This window comes from Corynebacterium sp. MSK008 (assembly GCF_030232585.1).
Lineage (GTDB): Bacteria > Actinomycetota > Actinomycetes > Mycobacteriales > Mycobacteriaceae > Corynebacterium.
In genome coordinates this window covers 53,198-72,556 of the sequence record NZ_JASPJX010000006.1, presented here as the reverse complement: position 1 = coordinate 72,556, position 19,359 = coordinate 53,198, and the positions used below count along the sequence as shown (strand labels likewise).

Here is a 19,359-nt window from a genome sequence, read left to right as displayed (position 1 = left end):
GGTTAGTTTCCCTCCTGCTCGAGCGCTTCGATGGTGTCGTTGATGGCCTCCGGCGTCTCCGCCGCAGACTCCTCCTCGCCGAAGAACGGGCGCATGCCGCGCGCGTACTCGATGTCGGAGTTAGAGGTGCCGGCCGCGATCATCGGCCACACCTGCGCGTCCTCGCCGACAACAAACTCGACCACCACCGGGCGGTCGTTGATCTCGCGGGCACGCTGTATCGCCTCCTCCACCTCGTCCGCGGAGGTGACGCGGAACGACACCGCGCCAAGTGCCTCGGACAACTTTACAAAGTCCGGGACGTAGACCTCGCCGCCGAGCTTGGTGTGCGAATAATGCCCGTCGTAAAACAGGGTCTGCCACTGGCGCACCATGCCCAGGTTGCCGTTGTTGATCAAGGCCACCTTGATGGGGAATCCCTCGAGGGCGGCGGTGGTGATCTCCTGGTTGGTCATCTGGAAGCAGCCGTCGCCGTCGATGGCCCAGACTTCCTTGTCCGGCATCGCCGCCTTGGCGCCCATCGCTGCCGGGATGGAAAAGCCCATGGTGCCCGCGCCGCCGGAGTTGATCCAGTGGCGCGGCTTGTCGTAGTCGATGAACTGGGCGGCCCACATCTGGTGCTGGCCCACGCCAGAGACGTAGATCGCATCAGGACCGGCGATCTTGGACAGCGTCTCCAGCACGTACTGGGGTGGCAGCGTGCCGTCGGTGTGCGGCTCGTAGCCGCGCGGGAAACGCTCCTTCAGATCCATCAGGCGGGCAATCCACGGCTCGATGCTGGGGGCTTTGACCTTGTCTTTTTCCCCGAAGTAGTCGGTGAGCTCAGACAGCACCCGTTTCGCATCGCCGACGATTGGCACATCCACCGGGCGGATCTTGCCTACCTCTGCAGGGTCGATGTCGGCGTGGATGACCTTCGCGTGCGGAGCGAAGGTGTCGGTGTCGCCGGTGACGCGGTCGTCGAAACGCGCGCCGATCGCGATGAGCAAGTCGGACTCCTGGAACGCGCCCACCGCCGGCACGGTGCCGTGCATGCCCGGCATGCCCAGGTAGAGCGGGTGGTCGTGCGGAAAAGTCCCAAGCGCCATCAGGGTGGTCACCACCGGGATCCCGGTAGCTTCCACGAACTCAGCGAGCTGCTTGTGCGCGCCGGACTTGACCACGCCGCCGCCAATGTAGAGCACCGGGCGCTTCGCCTTGGAAATCATCTTCGCGGCCTGCGCGATCTGCCGGTTGTGCGGCTTGGTATTCGGCTTATAGCCCGGCAGGTCCACCTTCGGCGGCCAGGTGAACTCGATCTCCGCGTTCTGCACGTCTTTCGGGATGTCCACCAGCACCGGGCCGGGGCGGCCAGTGGAGGCGATATGGAAGGCCGCTGCGATCGCGCTGGGGATCTCCTCAGCCTTGGTCACCATGAGGTTGTGCTTGGTAATCGGCATGGTCACGCCGCGGATGTCCGCCTCCTGGAACGCGTCGGTGCCCAGCAGCGGCGAACCAACCTGGCCGGTGATGGCCACCATCGGCACGGAATCCAGGTAGGCATCCGCGATCGGGGTGACCAGGTTTGTCGCACCCGGGCCGGACGTGGCGATGCACACGCCCACGTTTCCGGACGCCACCGCGTAGCCTTCCGCAGCGTGGCCTGCGCCCTGCTCGTGGCGCACGAGCACGTGGCGCAGTTTCTCGGCGCGGAACAGCGCGTCGTACAGCGGGAGCACTGCACCACCGGGCAGGCCGAATACGATCTCGGTGCCCAGTTCCTCAAGGCTACGCACGACGGCGTCCGCACCCGTCATACGTTCGGGCTTTCTTTTCTCTGCAGCTGCCACGTGAAGGCTCCTTGTTAGCTCGACTCTGCTTGTCAATCGCGATCTCATACAACAAAAGCCCCCGGCGAGCGATGTGCTCTCGAGGGCGCTTGGTGTGTGAGCGGCGTGTAAAACGCACCCGCTACGGCAAGCGCCGCCGGGAGAGAATAATTACAAGTCGCTCGTTGATCACGGTTAAGTACTGTAGTGGCCCACGCAACATCTTGAGGGTTTTTATTCAAGTATTTAAATTGCGGGCCATTGCCTATCGACGTTCCAAAGGTGACTACCATCCCCAACTATGACTGACACGCCGGAGCACCCCCAGCACGTTTTCAAGCCGACGCGCGAGCACATCCTCGCCATCGTGCTCGCCACCGGCATCGCCCTGATGGGCATCCTCTGGGCGCCGAAGTACCTGGCCTGGCTGCTGATCTTCCCCGCCATCTGGCTGGCGTGGGTGCTCGCCTCCTCCACAACCGTGGACGAGCGCGGCATCACCGCCAAGTACCTCGTGCGCAAGAACGTCACCCTGTCTTGGCGCGACCTGAAAGGCCTCGCGTTCAAGGGCTCGGCCGTCAATGCCGTCACCGTCGATGGCACCGAGCACCCGCTGCCCGGCGTGACCTTCAATTCCCTGCCCGACTTGGCCGAGGCTTCCAACGGCCGCATCACCGACGTGATTACCGCCGCGCAGGAGGCCGCCGACGGCAAGTACGAAATCATCGACAAGGGCGGCCACAAGGTGCTGCTTTCCCGCGAGGAGTACGACGCCTACGTCGCCGAACACCCGGACTTGCCGGGCCCGCGCCCGTCCGCCCCAGACAATAAGGAGTAATTACCGTGATTCCACTTCGCTCACGCGTCACCACCATCGGCCGCCAGGCCGCCGGCGCCCGCGCACTGTGGCGCGCCACCGGCACCGGCGAAAACGAGTTTGGCAAGCCGATCGTGGCGATCGTGAATTCCTACACCCAATTCGTTCCGGGGCACGTGCACCTGAAAGAGGTCGGCGACATCGTCGCGGACGCCGTTCGCGCCGCCGGCGGCGTGCCCAAGGAGTTCAACACCATCGCCGTCGACGACGGTATCGCCATGGGACATTCCGGCATGCTGTACTCCCTGCCGTCGCGCGAAATCATCACCGACTCGGTGGAGTACATGGTCAACGCCCACACCGTCGACGCCATGGTGTGTATCTCCAACTGCGACAAGATCACCCCGGGCATGCTCAACGCCGCGATGCGCCTGAACATCCCGGCCGTATTCGTCTCCGGCGGCCCGATGGAGGCCGGCAAGGCGTTCTCCGTCGGCGGGGTGACCAAGCCGAAGTCGGACCTCATCGACGCGATCGCCCTGTCCGCCAACAACGACGTTTCCGACGACGAGCTCGACGCTATCGCCAACAACGCCTGCCCCACCTGCGGTTCATGCTCCGGCATGTTCACCGCCAACTCCATGAATTGCCTCACCGAGGCGCTCGGCCTGTCCCTGCCGGGCAACGGCACCACACTTGCCACCCACACCGCACGCCGCGAGCTGTTTGAAAAGGCCGGCCGCACCGTCATGGAGCTGTGCGAGCGTTACTACGGCCAGGGCGACGAATCCGTCCTGCCGCGAAACGTGGCAAGCGTGCACGCCTTCCGCAACGCCATGGCGCTGGACATGGCCATGGGCGGCTCCACCAACACCATCCTGCACATCCTCGCCGCAGCCCAAGAGGGCGGGATCGACTTCGACCTGCACGACATCGACGAGCTGTCCCACCAGATCCCCTGCCTGTCCAAGGTTGCACCGAACGGCGAGGCCCATGTCGAAGACGTCCACCGCGCTGGCGGCATCCCGGCGATTCTGGGCGAGCTCAACCGCGCGGGCCTGCTGCATGCGGATGTGCACTCGATCGCGTATCCGTCGTTAAGCGAATGGCTCTCCGACTGGGACATCCGCGGCGGGGCCGCGACGGAGGAAGCGCTCGAGCTGTACCACGCCGCGCCCGGCGGCGAGCGCACCACGAAGGCGTTCTCCCAGAGTGCGCGGTGGGCCGAGCTGGACACGGATGCGAAAAACGGTGTCATCCACGACGTCGAGCACCCGTTCACCTCTGACGGCGGCCTGGTGGTGCTGCGCGGCAACCTCGCCCCCGACGGCGCGATCTTGAAAACCGCCGGCGTGGAAGAGGGTCTGTGGGAGTTCACTGGCCCCGCGAGAGTGGTGGACTCACAGGAGCAGGCGGTTTCCATGATCCTCAACCGCGAAGTGCTCGAAGGCGAGGTCGTGGTCATCCGCTACGAAGGCCCCGCAGGCGGGCCGGGCATGCAGGAGATGCTGCACCCGACGTCCTTCCTCAAGGGCGCCGGCCTAGGCAAAAAGTGCGCGCTGATCACGGACGGGCGCTTCTCCGGCGGCACCTCCGGGCTGTCCATCGGCCACATCTCCCCCGAAGCCGCGGCCGGCGGTTTGATCGGCCTGATTGAAAACGGCGACACCATCTCCATTTCCGTGTCCAACCGCGAGCTGAAGCTCGACGTGGACGAGGCAGAGCTGGAAAAGCGCCGTGAAATGATGGAAGCCTCCGACAACCCCTGGACGCCGAACCGCGTCCGTGAGGTATCGAAGGCTTTGCGCGCGTACGCGAAGATGGCAACCAGCGCCGACAAGGGCGCGGTGCGCCAGGTTGATTAGGCAGCGGGTTAGGCGACCGGGTTGACCCCGGTGCCGAACCACCACATCAGCCCGGCAGCCGCCAGGCCAAGCAGCGCGCAGATCCAGCTAGAAGCCAGCGGGCGCTTGGCCCAGCCGCGCGACGCGTCGATGCCGTAGCGGCCCGGGCCGGTGAACTGCACGACCAGGGATGCGGCCAGCAGCATGACCGGCACCCAGGTCTCCGGGGTCCAGGCGAACACGTTGAAGCCGTCGGACTGGGTGACAAAAGCGTGGAGCGCCATAAAGCCGGAAACGGCGATGGCGACCAGCGCCGCAACCGGGGTGAGCAGACCCAGCACCAGGAACACGCCGGCAGCCAGCTCGAGGGTGGGCACCACAACGGCTAGGCCGGAGCCGTACGGGTAATCCGCGAAGGCGCTCTCCAGACCGGAGATGCCCTCGTTGCCGCCGAGGCGGAAGAAAATTGCGACAGAGTCGATGATCAGGAACGCGCCGAGGAACAGGCGCATCAAGAACAGACCGAAGTCCGTGGTGCCGCGGCGCGTCTCCTCTTCCACCACAACCGGCTCGGTCGTCTCGGTGTAGACCGGGTCAGCCGTGCTGGCGGTGTCTGCAGTGCCGGTGGCGTACGCGGGCGCGGCATAGGCCGGCTCGCGCTCCACCGCCACCGTCTCGTTCGCGCTTTCAAACGCGGTGGTTTCCGGGGACTGCGGGATCAGCGGGCCGTTGTTCTGCTCGCCGCGCGGGAAAATCTCCGTCGGGGCAGCCTTGCCGGTTCGGGTGTATAGCCCTTCGTTGGCAGACTTTGCACCGCCGGTGTACTCCGGCACCTCGGGTGAATCCAGGTTTGTCAGGTCATTTTGTTCGTTCGGCGTGAGATCACGTGGGTTACTAGCCATGCTCATCAATGTATGCGAAAGCACTGTCTGATCCTTGGTAACGCGCCGTTGAAACAGCAAATCCGAGCCTGTGCGCTGCACTGTTGGGTGCGGGAACCTTTGGTCGTCGGTTAGCAATGGCCCCCCAACGGTGTTACTCTCGGCGCCGCTCTTTTTTAATTAACTTTCATTAAGGATAATTATGGGTAAAACATTCAAAGTTGCCCTCGCGCTGGTGGGCCTCACCGTCGGCGCGGGCTTCGCTTCCGGCCAGGAGGTGATCCAGTACTTCCTCGCGTTCGGATATTGGGGCATCCTCGGCGCGGCTGTCGCTGGCGCCGCAATCGCCATATTCAGTGGCTGGGTCTACCAGCTCGGCTCCTATTACCTGGCCGACGACCACAGCGCCGTGTTCAAGAGTGTCTCGCGTCCGTGGCTTTCGAAGTACATGGACATCACTACGATGTTCACCCTGTTTTGCATCGGCTTCGTCATGGTCGCCGGCGCAGGCGCCAACCTGGAGCAGCAATTCGGCTTCCCCACCTGGGTTGGTTCCACAATCATGACCGCGCTTCTGTTGCTCTCCGGCCTGCTGGACATTGACAAGCTCACCAGCGTTTTCTCCTACATCACCCCGCTGCTGATCGCATGCTTGCTCATCGCGTTCGTGATCACGCTGATGAACATGCCGTCCGACTTCGGACACATCAACGAACTGGCACAGACCAACCAGAGCGCGTCGGGCACGTTCGGCAACTGGCTGATCACCGCGCTGAACTACGCCACCTTGGTGATGATCATGGATGTCTCCATGATGCTCGTCTTCGCTGGCTCCCACATGAACCCGGCACAGGCAGGCAAGGGTGGCCTGCTCGGCGGCATCATGTTCGCCGTGCTGCTGCTGATCCTGACCTTCATCCTGTTCTGCAACATGGAAAACGTCATGGATGCCGATATGCCGCTGCTGATGGTCTTCGACTCCATGCACCCGGCCGTCGGCGTGTTCGTGTCCATTGTCATCTACCTAATGATCTACAACACCGCCGTCGGCATGTTCTACGCCAACGGCCGCCGCCTGAGCCACGATAAGCCAGGGAAGTTCCGCGTATACTACTCCATTGCGGTCCTGGTCGGCTTCGCCCTGTCCTTCATCGGCTTCGCCGACCTGGTCGGCTGGGTCTACCCGCTCCTGGGCTACCTCGGCCTGGTGCTGGGCATCGTCATGGGTGTCGCCTGGTTCCGCGACCGCAAGAACATCCAGGACGAGACCGGCCGCCGCGAGCGCCTCGCCGAGCTCGCCGGCAGCCAGCTTGATCCTGAGAGCTCGGACCTCACCGGCGCGGAGCGCAGCGAGGTCGACTCGCTGACCTCCGATTCCAACGTCGGCGGCAGCGAGCTGTGGCAGTCGGTGCAGGAAGAGGTCGCGGCGGATATGCACGCCGATTCCTCCAGCGACTTCGACATCAAGTCTGTTCCGGCGCTCGACCCCGAGTCCGACTCCTACGCTGGCGCCCCGGATTCCCAGGACGAGAAGATCCAGTGGGAGGCGTACGAGGAGATGTACAAGACCGGCGAGTTCCCCGCCGTCAAGCCTGAGGATAAGCCCCAGGGCAAGTAAGCAACCGCTTTACGACGTCCCGCTCCGCCCCGGCCAACGTGTGTTGGCCGGGGTTTTGCGTTGCTGGGTTTTCCTTGGACTAACCCACCGCAGACCCCTAGTAAGGGAGCCAGAGAAAGCCCTGTTTTGGGCCATAATCTGGATCGCTTACTAGGGGTCTGTCAGGTGATGGGCAAGGGCAACCCCTTGCTTTACAAATGGTGAAAGGCAAGTGGTGAATCCCCGCGGATCTGCGGATCTTCACCCCTTGCCTTTCACCATTTGCGGCCGGAGCGGCCGATGCAGTCGAGCGCTACTCCGCGAGCTTCTTCGCGATGAGCTGGTTGACCTGGCCCGGATCAGCCTTGCCCTGGGTCGCCTTCATCACGGCACCCACGATCGCGCCGGTGACCTTCTTGTTACCGGCGCGGTACTTCTCCACGATGTCCGGGTTGGCGGCCAGCGCCTCGTCGACGGCCTTCTCAATCGCGCCGTCGTCGCGCACGACCTCCAGGCCGCGGTCCGCGACGACCTTGTCCACGTCACCCTCACCGGCGATGACGCCGTCGATGGCCTGGCGGCCCAGCTTGGTGGTGAGCTTGCCTTCCTTAACCAGCTCCACCACGCGAGCGACGTCGGCCGGGGTGACGCCGAGCGCGTCGAGGTCCTTGCCGGCCTCGTTGGCCTTGCCGTTGATGTAGGAGACCCACCATGCGCGGGCCTCATCCGGTGTAGCGCCAGCCTCGACGGTGTCCACGATCAGGTCCAGCGCGCCGGCGTTGACAAGGTCGCGGAACTCCTTCTCCGGCAGCTGCCACTCCTCCTGGATGCGTGCGCGGCGCACCCACGGCAGCTCCGGCAGGGTCGCGCGGATCTCTTCGACCCACTCCGGCTTCGCAATCACCGGCGGCAGGTCCGGGTCGTTGAAGTAGCGGTAGTCGCTCGCCTCTTCCTTCGGGCGGCCCTTGGAGGTGGAGCCGTCCTTCTCCTGGTAGTGGCGGGTCTCCTGCACAACTTCCCCGCCGTCCTGCAGGACCGCGGCCTGGCGCTGCATCTCAAAGCGCACGGCCTGCTCCACAGACTTCAAGGAGTTAATGTTCTTCGTCTCGGTGCGGGTGCCGAATTCCTCCTGGCCAACCGGGCGCAGGGACACGTTGGCGTCGCAACGCATGCTGCCCTGGTCCATGCGCGCGTCGGAGACGCCGAGGGCCTTGACCAGCTCGCGCAGTGCGCCGACGTAGGCCTTGGCCACCTCTGGTGCGCGCTCGTCGGCGCCGATGATCGGCTTGGTCACGATCTCGATCAGCGGGATGCCCGCGCGGTTGCAGTCCACCAGCGACGCGGTGGCACCGGTGATGCGGCCGGAGGCGGAGCCTAAGTGGGTGAGCTTGCCGGTGTCTTCCTCCATGTGCGCGCGCTCGATTTCCACGCGCCACTCGGTGCCGTCCTCGAGCACGACGTCCAGGTAGCCGTCGTAGGCGATCGGCTCATCGTACTGAGAAATCTGGTAGTTCTTCGGCTGATCCGGGTAGAAGTAGTTCTTACGAGCGAACCGCGAAGACTCGGCGATCTTGCAGTTCAGCGCCAGGCCGATCTTGATGGCCCACTCCACGCCCTTGGCGTTGACCACCGGCAGCGCACCGGGAAGCCCGAGCGAGACCGGGTCGATGTTCGTGTTCGGCTCCGCGCCGAAGTGGGCGGAGGAGGTGGAGAACATCTTCGTCTCGGTGGCGAGCTCGACGTGCACCTCAAGGCCCATCACCGGGTCGTACTTTTCGAGTACTTCGTCGTAATCCATCAGGTCGTACGCAGTCATGCGCATCAGTCTACTGCCCCGCCCCGCGTCCCCGCGCTACAGCTCGCCCCGTCTCTGCACCCACACAAATGCGGCCGTCTTCTCACGGCCGACAGCGAGCGCATTGCCTATCGACGGCCCATTGCCCACGTGCACCGTCCCCCACAAAGTGTCGCCGGGATTGGCCGGCAGGACGTCGCAAAGCAACTGCATCGCCACGGGTGCGAGGCCGCGACCGCGGGCATTGTCGTCGAGGAGGAACTCGTAGACCTGGAAGCCGCGCATGCCGTTTGCATCGTCGCGGGCCGCCGCAATGATGCCCGCGCGCTGCCCGTCTACCTCGATCGTGCATAGCGCACCGGTCTCCTCGCAGCTTTGCAGCTGCTCCAGGGTCGCGGCCTCCGTCCAGGTGCGTACTTCGGGCCGTTGCGTTGCGACGTTACCGAGCACCTCATCGGCATATGGTGCCGTCTCAGAGGGGTCTGCTGAGGTGAGGCGGACGCGTTCGTGTTGTGGGCGGCGCGGTTTCCGCCGCAGCTCGGAAACGAGCCCGGCGATGATCCACTGGTCAATGTCGGCGTCTTCCGGCGGGTTCGGCAGCTCGAAGCGGATGGCCAGCGGGCCGAAGTCCGCGAATTTGTGGTGCAGCTGCTTGGCGTACGCGTCTAGGCCGTCGTGCCGCGGCGGCACAGACGTTGCGACAACGTGCACAAACGGCTTTTCCGGGTCCAGCCCCAGGAAGCGGATCCCCGCGACGCACCAGTGCCCGTCAGCGAACTCCACGCGCCGGTTCGCCCATGCCAGCGGGTCGGGCACGTCCGGCCCGCCGAGGGGTTTCAGGTGGTCGCGGAAGCTGGCCCCAAACTCCGCGTTTGCTGTGTGCTCGGCCTGCGGGCGCATCTCCTCCATAGCGAGCTCACGCCGCTGGTCTGCGGTGTACCACTCGCGAAGCTGAAGTGGCATCCACGCCTCGTAGGCGCTGGCCATCTGGTCAAGCAGCGTCATTTCAGCGATGCTACTGCAGGGGCGGTACATATAGCTGCACACTGCGAATGAGAGAGCAGTTCCCTATAGTGTCCCCGAGTGAAATACCCCGATTTTTCTGACAGAAATACCCGCACCGGCACGCTCGGCATCGTCGCCGTCGGAGCACTCATCCTCGCCGCCCCGTTTGTCGCCCAGGCGGCAACGGAGGAAGGCGATCCCGCCACCACGGAGGTGTCCGCCGGTGGCATCACGCTGCACGACGCGGACGGCAACGCGTTGCAATGCACCCAGACCTCTGCCAACGACAGTGCGGGTGACGGCACAGGCACGTGGAGGTGGGACTGCGACGGCACGAAAATCCAGCTGCGCGCCGACTACACCATGACTGACGAGGCGGAGCGCGCCAACGCGGTCACGCGCATGTACTGGCAGGCCTCAAACGGCGAGCGGATTGACACGGACGAGCTCGAGCGCCCCGCGCCCGGGGTGTACGCAGTGCACCGCGATGAATTGTCCATCGCCGCCGTAGAGCGCGGCGACCTCACGGTATACGCCACGGCGCCCGACGATGCCGGCCGGGAGATCGTCGAGCGTCTTGTCGCAGAGGAGGCTAAATAGTGCAGAAGAACCTCATCCTCCAAGGTGTTGGTGGCCTATTCATCCTCGCGTGCGTTGCGCGCTACCTATACACACTCGCCCAGGTGCCGTGGACGCCCACGTTCGGCGCCGCGGCTGTGGCATTCGTCCTTATCTCCCTCGCGGCGGCATGGCTACTTTTGCGCCGCCACCCCGGACGGCCGAAGACTCCATGGTGGCTGCCCGCCAGCCTGCTGGCGGGTGCGGCCCTCTGCGGCGTCGTCCCGCCGGTCAACTCCGCTTACCTCGCCGCGACGCAGCAGCTTCCCGACGCTGTTACGTACCTGTTTTCCTCGATTCCGGAGGAGACTGCCAAACTACTGGCTGCGTTCCTTGTCATCGCCGCTTTCGCGCCGGTGCGCCGACCCATCGAGTCGGCGGTGGTCGGCATGGCCGTCGGCGCGGGATACACCGTCGCCGAGACCGTGAACAATTCCGCGATCGCAGCGGCGCTAGATCTGCAGTCCGAGTACTTCGACGGTGTCGCGTCCATGGTCTGGCTGGTTGTCATGGGCCCGTTCTCGCACGCCGTGTACACCGGACTGGCGGCGTGGGGCCTCGGACAATTCCTGTGCCGCACCGATCAGCCTCTCGGCTGGCGCGTGTCGCGGCTCATCGGTTGGTTCCTCCTCGCCGCCGCGCTCCACGGGGCGTTCAACGCCTCCAAAGAGCTCCCCGGCGTCGCGAGTCTCGTCGGCTCGATCGCGGTCACGATCTTGCTGTGGGTGCTGTTGATCTGGCTCTACCGCCGCTCCCGCGCTGTCGCCTCCCAGACCTCCCGGTAGCTCTCGGCGAGCGTGTCCACCGACTCGTGCGCGTTGAGCCCGCTGGGGTTGCCCACCACCCACACCGGCACTCCGGCGAGGGTTTCGGGTTGGAGGCCGCGGGTGGCCTTTGGTCGTCGATAGGCATCGCGATAGGCGCCAATGCCTGCGAACATGACGGCTTTGGGCTTGTGCTTTGCGACGACTCCGCGAACCACCTCCCCTCCCTCAACCAACTCCTGCTTGGTCAGGTCAGACGCTTTCGGTGTCATACGGCCCACCAGGTTGGTAAACCCGATGCCGCGTTCGGCGAGCATGGCCGCGTCTTCTTCCGAAAGCCCCTCATTGGCGTGGACGCGGTACGGGGTGATGCCCGCGGCCTCCAGCGCCGGCCAGAAGCGGTTGCCCGGATAGGCAAAGGGCGCGTCCACCTCCTCGGTGAGGCGGCCGGGGTTGATGCCGACGATGAGCAGGCGACAGGGGTCAGGGATGCGGTTTTTCATAGCGTGAGCGTGCGAGCCCTACGTGAACATCGCCTTTGCGGTGGTGTAGCGGCGCTCCGGCACGGTCTTGAGCTGTGCCACGGCGTCTTCGAGCTGAACCAACTCGATGTCCTCGCCGTGCAGCGCCACACACTGGCCGAAGTTGCCGTTGTGCGCCGCGCGGGCGGCGTGGACGCCATAGCGGGTGGCCAGCACACGGTCGTAGGCGGTGGGCGTGCCGCCGCGCTGGGTGTGGCCGAGCACGGTGGTGCGTACGTCGTAGCCGAGGCGCTTTTTCACCTCGTCGCCGATGATTTGGCCCATGCCGTTGAAGGTTTTGTGGCCGAACTCGTCCTCCTCGCCCAGCCCGGCATCCATGGTGCCTTCCTTGGGGATCGCGCCTTCGGCGACGACGATGATGCCGTATTTCTCCCCCATCTGGAAGCGCCGCTCCATGGCCTTGCAGATATCGGCGATGTCGAACGGCTCCTCCGGGATCACGGTGTAGTGCGCGCCGCCAGCCATGCCGGCGTGGAGGGCGATCCAGCCGACGTGGCGGCCCATGACCTCCACGATGAGGATGCGGTTGTGGGACTCGGCGGTGGTGTGCAGCCGGTCGATGGCGTCGGTGGCGACGGACACGGCGGTATCGAAGCCGAAGGTGTAGTCGGTCGCGGCGACGTCGTTGTCGATGGTCTTGGGCACGCCCACGACCGGGATGCCGTTGTCGGAGAGCCACTTCGCGCCCTTGAGCGTGCCCTCGCCGCCGATGGCGATAAGCGCGTCCACCCCGGCGTCGTCGATGTTGGCCTTGATCTGGTCCAGTCCCGCCTTGAACTTGTCCGGGTGCAGGCGGCCGGTGCCCAGCACGGTGCCGCCGCGAAGCAGGAGGGAGTCCATATACGCGTCGTCGTAAAGGTCGACGCGGCGGTCCTCCATCAGGCCCACCCAGCCGTCGCGGTAGCCCACGACGGTGGAGCCGAACTCCGTGTTAGCGGTGCGGACGATGCCGCGGATGACAGCGTTGAGGCCGGGGCAGTCGCCGCCGGAGGTCAAAGTGGCAAGTCGCATACCTGCCAGGCTACCCCCGAAGACGAAGCGATGACACTGCCCCGATCAGCATCGCGGCTAACGGCAGCGCAAGTGCCCAACCGGCGGTGGATGCGATAGCGCCGGAGGCCAACACCATGCCCACAAGCGCCACGCCGAGGACGGAGCCGACCTGGCGGGCTGTGTTGTACAGCCCGGAGGCGGCCCCGGTTTCGTGCTCTGCGATACCGCGCATGGTTACCGCCGCATTGGGCGCCCACACGAACGCGCCGCCGATGCCCAACAGTGAGGTCACGGCGGTAAACCACCACACGCCTGCCCCGGTGTGGATCAAAGCGATGGCAAGCGCCAGGCCCGCCGCAGAAACGCTAAAGCCCACGGCGCACAGCTTGCCTGGGTCGCGCCGGTCCGTCAGGTACCCGGCAACCGGGGTGAGCACGAGCGCGAACACGGACATGGGCGCGGTGACGGCGCCGGAGGCCGTCGGTGAAGCACCTGCCACGTTTTGCAGCCAGTACATCAGCGGGATGAACATCGACGCCACGGTAAAGCCCATTGCGGCCACTCCCAGCGCGCCGAGGGCAAATGAGCGGTTGAGCATGAGCTCCACCGGCAGGAACCCGTCGTCGGTGCCGTTGCGGGCGGAGAGCACCAGCACGCCGATGAGCAGCGCGCCGAAGAGGATCGAGGGCCACTGGCCGAACTGGATGCCATACACCAAAAGCCCCAGCCCGCCGAAAGACAGCAGCACCGGCAGCATGGTCACCCGCTCACCGCTGCGCGGCAACCGCGGCAGGGCGATCAGTCCGGCGAGCAACGCCACCGCGCCGAGCCCGGCTTGGGCGAAGAACGCCGCGCGCCAGCCGAAGCCGTCTGCCACTGCCCCGCCGACCACCGGGCCGATCAGCGACGCCACAGAGCCGATCACGCCCCAAGCGGCAAACGCCCGGCCCTGTTTATCCTCGGCAAACACGCGCGGGATCAGCCCGAACGCTTGCGGCAAAAACACCGCGGCACCCAACCCCTGCAGGCCACGGGCCACCACTAGAGAGCCGAAGGACCAGGACGCACCGGCGAACACCAGGGCGGCCACATAGATGGCCAGCCCGATGAGGAAGACGCGGCGTTGGCCGAAGGCGTCGCCGAGCTTGCCCGTCGCCGGCATCGGCGCCACTGTGCACAGCAGGTAAATGCTGGTAAGCCACACGGCGGAGCTGACGTCGAAAGGCAAAAGCGGGGTGATCACGGGCATGAAGCCCTGATCGATCAAGACAAGAAAATACCCCGCAGCCAGGGCTGCGAGGGTATTCCAGGGATTAACGGCCGGCTTCAAAAGCGGCACCCACGCGGTACAAGCGCGCATCCTCAAAGGCCGGGGCGATCAGCTGCAGACCCACCGGCAGGTTGGTGTCGGAGGCCTCGCCCGCCGGCACCGACATGCCGGGCAGGCCGGCCAGGTTCAGCGGCAGGGTGAACAGGTCGAAGTTGTACATCGCCAACGGGTCGTCCACCTTGTCGCCCAGCTTGAACGCGGTGGTGGGAGCGGCCGGAGCGGCGATGACGTCGCAAAGCTCGAATGCTTTGGCAAAGTCCTGCGCCACAAGGGTGCGCACGCGCTGCGCCTGCAGGTAGTAGGCGTCGTAATAGCCCACGGACAGCGCGTAGGTGCCCAGGATGATGCGGCGCTTGACCTCGGCGCCGAAGCCCTCGCCTCGGGTGGCGGCCATGACTTCCTCGGCGGAGCGGGTGCCGTCGTCGCCGGCGCGCTGGCCGTAGCGCATGCCGTCGAAGCGCGCGAGGTTGGAGCTGACCTCAGAGGTCTGGATCAGGTAGTACGCGCCCATCACGTCCTCGAAGCTGGGGCAATCCACCTCGACGATCTCTGCACCCTGCGCCTCGAGCTGCGCGTAGGCCTTATCAATGGCTTCCTTCACGCCCTCCTGCGTGCCGGGGCGCTCGAACTGCTTCACGCGGCCGATCTTCACGCCCTTGAGGTCGCCCTTCGCACCCTCACGTGCGGCGTCGGCGAGCGCCGGCACCTCGCGGTCCACGGAGGTGGCGTCGAACTCGTCGTGGCCGCCGATGATCTCGTGCAAAAGCGCGGTATCCAGCACGTTATTCGCGCACGGGCCCACCTGGTCGAGCGAGGACGCACAGGCGATCACGCCGTAGCGCGACACACCGCCGTAGGTCGGCTTCACGCCCACGGTGCCGGTCAGGGATGCCGGCTGGCGGATGGAGCCGCCGGTATCGGTGCCGATGCCCAGCGGGGCCTCGCCGGACGCGAGCGCCGCCGCGGTGCCGCCACCGGAGCCGCCTGGGACGCGCTCGAGGTCGTGCGGGTTCTTCGTCTGCTTGTAGGCGGAGTTCTCCGTGGACGAGCCCATGGCGAACTCGTCCAGGTTGGTCTTGCCCAGAATTGGGATGCCGGCGGCGCGCAGCTTGGCCACCACGGTGGCGTCGTACGGGCTCATGTAGCCCTCGAGCATCTTGGACGCGGCGGTGGTCGGCGCGTCGGTGGTCACCAGCAGGTCTTTGAGCGCCAGCGGCACGCCCGCGAGCGCGGAGGCCGGCTCATCGCCGTTTTTGACCTGCTCGTCCACCTTGTCCGCGGCCGCGAGCGCCTCCTCGGCACCGACGTGAAGGAAGGCGCCAAGCTCACCGTCGACCTCAGCGATGCGGTTCAAAAACGCCTGCGTGACCTCGCGGGAGGTGACTTCGCCGGACTGGATCATTGCGGCGAGCTCGTGCGCTGGCTTAGCGACGAGACCTTCGGCCGGAATCGTGTACTGCGTCATTAGTCTCTAGTCTCCCTCTCCGAGAATCTGCGGCACCACGAAGCGGTCCTCCTCCACGGCCGGAGCCTGGTCCAGCGCCTCTGCCTGCGTCAGCGTCTTCTTCTCCACGTCCTCGCGCATACCTGCGTCGATGGAGTGCGGGTGGCTCATCGGCGTGACACCCTCGGTGTCCACACTCTGCACCTTCGAGACCGCGTCCACGATCGTGTCCAGCTGCTGGGCAATATCGTCCAGCTCCTCGTCCTTCAGCGCGATTCGCGCCAGGCGTGCGATGCGCGACACCTCGTCGCGTGAAATCTCAGCCACAGTCCCATCCCTTCCACATCGCGTGGGTTGCGTATGACGCGCCTCATCTTACGTCACAGCAATTCGATTACCCGCGGGCGGTAAGGCGCACCGGCAACGACGCCCAGCCGCCCACCGGGTGAACCTCACGCTCACCCTCGCCGGTGCTGGTGACCTCCGCGGCCGCGAGCAACTCCTCGAAGAACGCCTGCAGCTCGACGATCGACAGCGCCTTGCCGGGGCACGCGTGAGGGCCCGCTCCCCAGACCAGGTTGTCATCCGCGTGAGCATCCGGCTCGAATCCATCCGCGTCTGCGAACACATCCGGATCCCGGTTCGCTGCGGTCCAGTGGATGCGCACACGCTGTCCTTCTGGTAGGTCGTGCCCGCCGAGCGAGACAGGGCATGTGGTCACACGCCGATTGCTCACAAACGGCGAATCGGCACGGAGAATCTCGTCGGCAATCGCGGTGAACTCCTTCTGTGACACGCCGCCAGCGAGGCGGTCTTGCAGCTCCGGGTGTTGGATGAGAGCGTCAAGCACCACGCCGATGCAGTACGCCATTGAGCTCAGATCGCCCGCGGTCCAGTTGCGCAGCACGGACACTATTTCTTCGAACTCCAGACGGCGTCCAAGGCTGTCGTCGTGGACGAGCCGCGAGGTGACCGAATCGCCGGGGTTGTCTTGCAGCGGTTCGACCACAGAGCGGATGATGTCGTCGAAACGCTCCGCGACAGCTGCGGTGCGCTCGAGCTCGCCGGACCGGGTGGCCGCGTTGTTGTCCGCCACCCATTCCACAAGGGTGTCGTTGAGCTCGCTTGGCCATCCGAGCCACGCGGTCATCGCCCGAACCGCGTACTGGGCGCCCAAGTCGCCGACAGCGTCGACCTCACCGGCCGACACCGACTTTTCAGCCAGTTCCCGCGCGATCTCACGGAACATCGGATCGAGCTGCCCGACCTCCTCTGCAGTGAGGTAGCGGTCGATCAACGCACGCATCTCGGTGTGCTTCTCACCGTCGAGGCCGTTGGGCAACTGCAGAAAACGCGACACACCCGACGAGAACTGTTCCGGGTTTTCCGCCACTTCACGCGCAAGAGCGTTGCCCGTGACGACGACCTCTTCGCCGTCGCGAGCCAACCTCGCGCCGTCGCGAAGCAACGCGTCCCCGACAGCGCGTGGTTCGGCCCCGGCGAGTGTGGTCTGCGGAATGGCAGTGCGATCCATTCTGGTTCTCCTCCGTTCGAAAGTTGTCGGATTTTCGAATGTACACCCGCTCGGGATCGGCCGAATTGCTATAAATAAGGCCATGTCGTACCTCATCCGCGTATCTCTCCCCGACGTCCCGGGCAGCCTCGGCCAGCTTGCCGAGGCCTTCGGCATGGTGGATGCCGACATCAACTCCGTGGACATCGTGGAATCCTCCACCGACGGCACCGTGACCGACGACATCGTGGTCACCCTGCCCACCGGCGTGATGGTGGACACCCTGATCACCGCCGTGGGATCCGTCGACGGCGCCGAGGTGGATTCCATCCGCCCGTTCACCGGCCGTGTGGACCGCCGCGGGCAGATCCAGATGCTCGCCCAGGTTGCGGCGAAATCCGGCAGCGTCGAGGATCGGCTCAGCGAGCTCGTGGACGTCATGCCGAGCGCCGTGACCTCATCCTGGGCCGTGGTGCTGCGCACCTCCGACGAGGGGCTCACCCGCGCCGCCGCCTCCCCCGCCGCACCGGAAGACGACGGGTCAACCCCACAGATGCCGCCTGTCGAGGCCGCCCGCATCCTCCAACCCGACTTCGATGTCTGGGCCCCGGAGTCCTGGTTCCAACTCGGTACCTCACTGACGATTACTCCCCTGCACGGCACCGACATGGTGCTGGTTGTCGGCCGCGTCGGCGGGCCGGATTTCCTGGCGTCCGAGGTGCGCGAGATCGGCGATCTCGGCTGCATCACCGGAGCAATGCTGCGCTAGCACACAAGCGCCATTGCACAGTTTCTAGAATTTTGAAATACTAGAAACTATGCAACCGCTTGAAGCACGCTTAACCGCCATAGAAGCGCGCATTGACGCGCTCGAACAAGCATCACTTCCCCACTCACCCGACGTTCACGCCGACAGCAACCACGATGGGACGGTGTCCTTCACCGGCGACATCGCGCTGCCGACCGGCACGTACACCTACACGTGGGCTCGCCCGACAGCCTGGATTACGGACCAGCCGTGGGATAACGCGATTGCCCGCATCGCCGCGCTCGCGCACCCGGTACGCGGTGCGATCCTGCGCCACCTGCTGGCAGCGCCCGCGTCCGTGACGGAGCTTGTGGAGTCGGACTTGGTCTCTTCCACAGGCACGGCCTACCACCACCTGAAAGAGCTGCAAGCCGCCGGCTGGGTGCACAAACAGGACGGGGTTTTCAAGATTCCCCCTGCCCGCATAGTCCCCCTCATGACTATGGTCATCGCCGGGGAGGATCACTAATGCGCGCCACAGACATCGCCGTTGGGGTCATCGCCGCCGCTGTCACCGCCGTGGCGCTACTCTCAACCGGCCCCCGGGACATTTCGACGGCCACCGAGCACACAGGCGATCCCGAAATTTCCTCCGCCCTCGAGCATCTCGCGGAGAACGGCCACCGCAACCTCGCCGCGTTCTCCTACGACGGCGGCGAGACACGCTTCGGCGGCCTCGGCGCGGACGAGCACACCGAGTTCGAAATCGGCTCGATTACCAAAACCTTCAACGCGGAACTGGTCCGCCAGTTCATTGAAGAAGGAGAGCTCAGCCTGGACACCCAGGTGCGGGAGCTTATCGACGTCCCCTCCGCCCCCATCTCCGACGTGACCTTGGAAGAGCTGCTCAACCACACTTCCGGTCTGGCCACCACCGAAAGCCTCAGCTTTAAAGAATTGTTCATGGCCAATCTCCGTGACGGCGGCAACCCGTACCGCCGCGATACACCCCAGGACATTATTGACGCAGCCGGCGCCGCCCAACTGAAGGACCGCGGCGAGAAGCAGTACTCGAACTACGGTCACGCGCTGCTCGGCCAACTACTGGCCACTCACGCTGGCGTTCCGTACGACGAACTGCTGCGCACCCGCATCTTCGAACCCGCTGGCATGACCTCGACGTATGTGGCGCTGCCGGGCACCATCGACGGTGCCCCTACCGGGTTGTCGGCCAACGGGCACCACGCCGGGCCGTGGGACATGGACGGCTGGGCACCAGCGGGCGCAATCCGCTCCACGGCAGCTGACATGGCGAAATACGTGGAGTGGGTGTCCTCGCATGGTGTGCCTAACTATGGATGGGGCGATCTCGACGAGGACGGCCAGGAAATCACTTTCCACAACGGTGGTACGGGCGGATTCCGGACCATGCTGGTGTGGGATCCCGAGCGTGATGATGACAGCCGGGCCACGTTTGTCGCAGGCGACACTGACGCATGGGTAGATCGCCTGGGCGTCGACCTTATGAAGGAGACACGATGATCGCACTTGTCATGATTGCGCTGCTGCTTGGATCCGTGACTTTCAGCACCATGCGGAGTGCCAAAAGCCCCACCTACGCCGTGGTTAACGCGGTCATAACCGCAGCTGTGGTGTGGAT

The 19,359-nt window shown here is 65.1% G+C and carries 18 protein-coding genes; 8 read left to right on the top strand and 10 right to left on the bottom strand.

What is annotated here, in order from left to right:
- Positions 1-2 precede the first annotated feature (2 nt).
- Positions 3-1,796, bottom strand: a complete 1,794-nt coding sequence (locus tag QP996_RS06445) for an acetolactate synthase large subunit (RefSeq protein WP_284871892.1) — start codon at positions 1,794-1,796, stop codon at positions 3-5.
- A gap of 313 nt (positions 1,797-2,109) precedes the next feature.
- Here QP996_RS06445 and QP996_RS06440 point away from each other — a divergent pair, with 313 nt between their 5' ends.
- Complete coding sequence (locus QP996_RS06440; RefSeq protein ID WP_284871787.1) at positions 2,110-2,646, top strand: PH domain-containing protein; 537 nt, start codon at positions 2,110-2,112, stop codon at positions 2,644-2,646.
- Positions 2,647-2,651: 5 nt separating this feature from the next.
- Positions 2,652-4,490 carry a dihydroxy-acid dehydratase gene (gene ilvD, locus QP996_RS06435; RefSeq protein ID WP_284871786.1) on the top strand — a complete coding sequence of 613 codons (1,839 nt, stop codon included), beginning with the start codon at positions 2,652-2,654 and terminating at the stop codon, positions 4,488-4,490.
- Between the two features lie 8 nt (positions 4,491-4,498).
- Here the strand turns inward: ilvD and QP996_RS06430 are convergent, their stop codons facing one another.
- Positions 4,499-5,371 carry a DoxX family protein gene (locus tag QP996_RS06430; protein ID WP_284871785.1) on the bottom strand — a complete coding sequence of 291 codons (873 nt, stop codon included), beginning with the start codon at positions 5,369-5,371 and terminating at the stop codon, positions 4,499-4,501.
- Between the two features lie 181 nt (positions 5,372-5,552).
- Between QP996_RS06430 and QP996_RS06425 the strand changes: the two genes are divergently transcribed.
- Positions 5,553-6,968: a YkvI family membrane protein gene (locus QP996_RS06425; RefSeq protein ID WP_284871784.1), complete on the top strand. Its 1,416-nt coding sequence runs from the start codon at positions 5,553-5,555 to the stop codon at positions 6,966-6,968.
- Between the two features lie 292 nt (positions 6,969-7,260).
- Here QP996_RS06425 and gatB read toward each other — a convergent pair whose 3' ends face one another.
- Together gatB and QP996_RS06415 are read right to left on the bottom strand one after the other, a co-directional pair.
- Positions 7,261-8,763, bottom strand: coding sequence for an Asp-tRNA(Asn)/Glu-tRNA(Gln) amidotransferase subunit GatB (gatB, locus tag QP996_RS06420; protein ID WP_284871783.1), 1,503 nt, complete (start codon positions 8,761-8,763; stop codon positions 7,261-7,263).
- A 36-nt stretch (positions 8,764-8,799) separates the two neighbouring features.
- Entirely contained in the window at positions 8,800-9,747 is a 948-nt protein-coding gene (locus QP996_RS06415) for a GNAT family N-acetyltransferase (RefSeq protein WP_284871782.1), read from the bottom strand.
- A 78-nt stretch (positions 9,748-9,825) separates the two neighbouring features.
- Between QP996_RS06415 and QP996_RS06410 the strand changes: the two genes are divergently transcribed.
- The gene (locus QP996_RS06410; RefSeq protein ID WP_284871781.1) at positions 9,826-10,347 is read left to right on the top strand and encodes a hypothetical protein; all 522 of its coding nucleotides are present in this window, start codon (positions 9,826-9,828) and stop codon (positions 10,345-10,347) included.
- Positions 10,347-11,150 (top strand): PrsW family glutamic-type intramembrane protease, encoded by an 804-nt coding sequence (locus QP996_RS06405; protein ID WP_284871780.1) that lies wholly within the window; start codon positions 10,347-10,349, stop codon positions 11,148-11,150. Before QP996_RS06410 ends, QP996_RS06405 begins: the two co-directional genes overlap by 1 nt.
- Here QP996_RS06405 and QP996_RS06400 read toward each other — a convergent pair.
- From QP996_RS06400 to QP996_RS06375, 6 genes are all read right to left on the bottom strand, one after another.
- Positions 11,108-11,632, bottom strand: a complete 525-nt coding sequence (locus tag QP996_RS06400) for a mismatch-specific DNA-glycosylase (protein WP_284871779.1) — start codon at positions 11,630-11,632, stop codon at positions 11,108-11,110. The genes QP996_RS06405 and QP996_RS06400 overlap by 43 nt on opposite strands.
- Before the next feature lie 18 nt (positions 11,633-11,650).
- Entirely contained in the window at positions 11,651-12,682 is a 1,032-nt protein-coding gene (locus QP996_RS06395) for a 6-phosphofructokinase (RefSeq protein ID WP_284871778.1), read from the bottom strand.
- Positions 12,683-12,692: 10 nt separating this feature from the next.
- A complete protein-coding gene (locus QP996_RS06390; protein WP_284871776.1) occupies positions 12,693-14,024 on the bottom strand; it encodes an MFS transporter in 1,332 nt (443 codons plus the stop codon).
- The gene (gatA, locus tag QP996_RS06385; protein ID WP_284871775.1) at positions 13,978-15,459 is read right to left on the bottom strand and encodes an Asp-tRNA(Asn)/Glu-tRNA(Gln) amidotransferase subunit GatA; all 1,482 of its coding nucleotides are present in this window, start codon (positions 15,457-15,459) and stop codon (positions 13,978-13,980) included. The genes QP996_RS06390 and gatA overlap by 47 nt, the downstream gene beginning before the upstream one ends.
- A gap of 6 nt (positions 15,460-15,465) precedes the next feature.
- The gene (gatC, locus tag QP996_RS06380) at positions 15,466-15,765 is read right to left on the bottom strand and encodes an Asp-tRNA(Asn)/Glu-tRNA(Gln) amidotransferase subunit GatC (RefSeq protein ID WP_085956585.1); all 300 of its coding nucleotides are present in this window, start codon (positions 15,763-15,765) and stop codon (positions 15,466-15,468) included.
- 67 nt (positions 15,766-15,832) lie between these two features.
- Positions 15,833-16,972: a cytochrome P450 gene (locus QP996_RS06375; RefSeq protein ID WP_284871773.1), complete on the bottom strand. Its 1,140-nt coding sequence runs from the start codon at positions 16,970-16,972 to the stop codon at positions 15,833-15,835.
- Positions 16,973-17,054: 82 nt separating this feature from the next.
- On the opposite strand from QP996_RS06375, the gene QP996_RS06370 reads away from it, so the two are divergent.
- From QP996_RS06370 to QP996_RS06360, 3 genes are read left to right on the top strand one after another with little or no spacing between them, the layout of a single operon-like run.
- Entirely contained in the window at positions 17,055-17,720 is a 666-nt protein-coding gene (locus QP996_RS06370) for an ACT domain-containing protein (RefSeq protein ID WP_284871772.1), read from the top strand.
- A gap of 49 nt (positions 17,721-17,769) precedes the next feature.
- Entirely contained in the window at positions 17,770-18,228 is a 459-nt protein-coding gene (locus QP996_RS06365; RefSeq protein ID WP_284871771.1) for an ArsR/SmtB family transcription factor, read from the top strand.
- Positions 18,228-19,241: a serine hydrolase domain-containing protein gene (locus QP996_RS06360; RefSeq protein WP_284871770.1), complete on the top strand. Its 1,014-nt coding sequence runs from the start codon at positions 18,228-18,230 to the stop codon at positions 19,239-19,241. Before QP996_RS06365 ends, QP996_RS06360 begins: the two co-directional genes overlap by 1 nt.
- Positions 19,242-19,359: the final 118 nt, after the last annotated feature.

Bases quoted from the DNA above. Each gene is read 5' to 3' on its own strand.
- QP996_RS06445 (WP_284871892.1), bottom strand. From the start codon at position 1,796: ATGACGGGTGCGGACGCCGTCGTGCGTAGCCTTGAGGAACTGGGCACC.
- QP996_RS06440 (WP_284871787.1), top strand. From the start codon at position 2,110: ATGACTGACACGCCGGAGCACCCCCAGCACGTTTTCAAGCCGACGCGC.
- QP996_RS06430 (WP_284871785.1), bottom strand. From the start codon at position 5,371: ATGGCTAGTAACCCACGTGATCTCACGCCGAACGAACAAAATGACCTG.
- QP996_RS06425 (WP_284871784.1), top strand. From the start codon at position 5,553: ATGGGTAAAACATTCAAAGTTGCCCTCGCGCTGGTGGGCCTCACCGTC.
- gatB (WP_284871783.1), bottom strand. From the start codon at position 8,763: ATGACTGCGTACGACCTGATGGATTACGACGAAGTACTCGAAAAGTAC.
- QP996_RS06415 (WP_284871782.1), bottom strand. From the start codon at position 9,747: ATGACGCTGCTTGACCAGATGGCCAGCGCCTACGAGGCGTGGATGCCA.
- QP996_RS06400 (WP_284871779.1), bottom strand. From the start codon at position 11,632: ATGAAAAACCGCATCCCTGACCCCTGTCGCCTGCTCATCGTCGGCATC.
- QP996_RS06395 (WP_284871778.1), bottom strand. From the start codon at position 12,682: ATGCGACTTGCCACTTTGACCTCCGGCGGCGACTGCCCCGGCCTCAAC.
- QP996_RS06390 (WP_284871776.1), bottom strand. From the start codon at position 14,024: ATGCGCGCTTGTACCGCGTGGGTGCCGCTTTTGAAGCCGGCCGTTAAT.
- gatA (WP_284871775.1), bottom strand. From the start codon at position 15,459: ATGACGCAGTACACGATTCCGGCCGAAGGTCTCGTCGCTAAGCCAGCG.
- QP996_RS06375 (WP_284871773.1), bottom strand. From the start codon at position 16,972: ATGGATCGCACTGCCATTCCGCAGACCACACTCGCCGGGGCCGAACCA.
- QP996_RS06370 (WP_284871772.1), top strand. From the start codon at position 17,055: ATGTCGTACCTCATCCGCGTATCTCTCCCCGACGTCCCGGGCAGCCTC.
- QP996_RS06365 (WP_284871771.1), top strand. From the start codon at position 17,770: ATGCAACCGCTTGAAGCACGCTTAACCGCCATAGAAGCGCGCATTGAC.
- QP996_RS06360 (WP_284871770.1), top strand. From the start codon at position 18,228: ATGCGCGCCACAGACATCGCCGTTGGGGTCATCGCCGCCGCTGTCACC.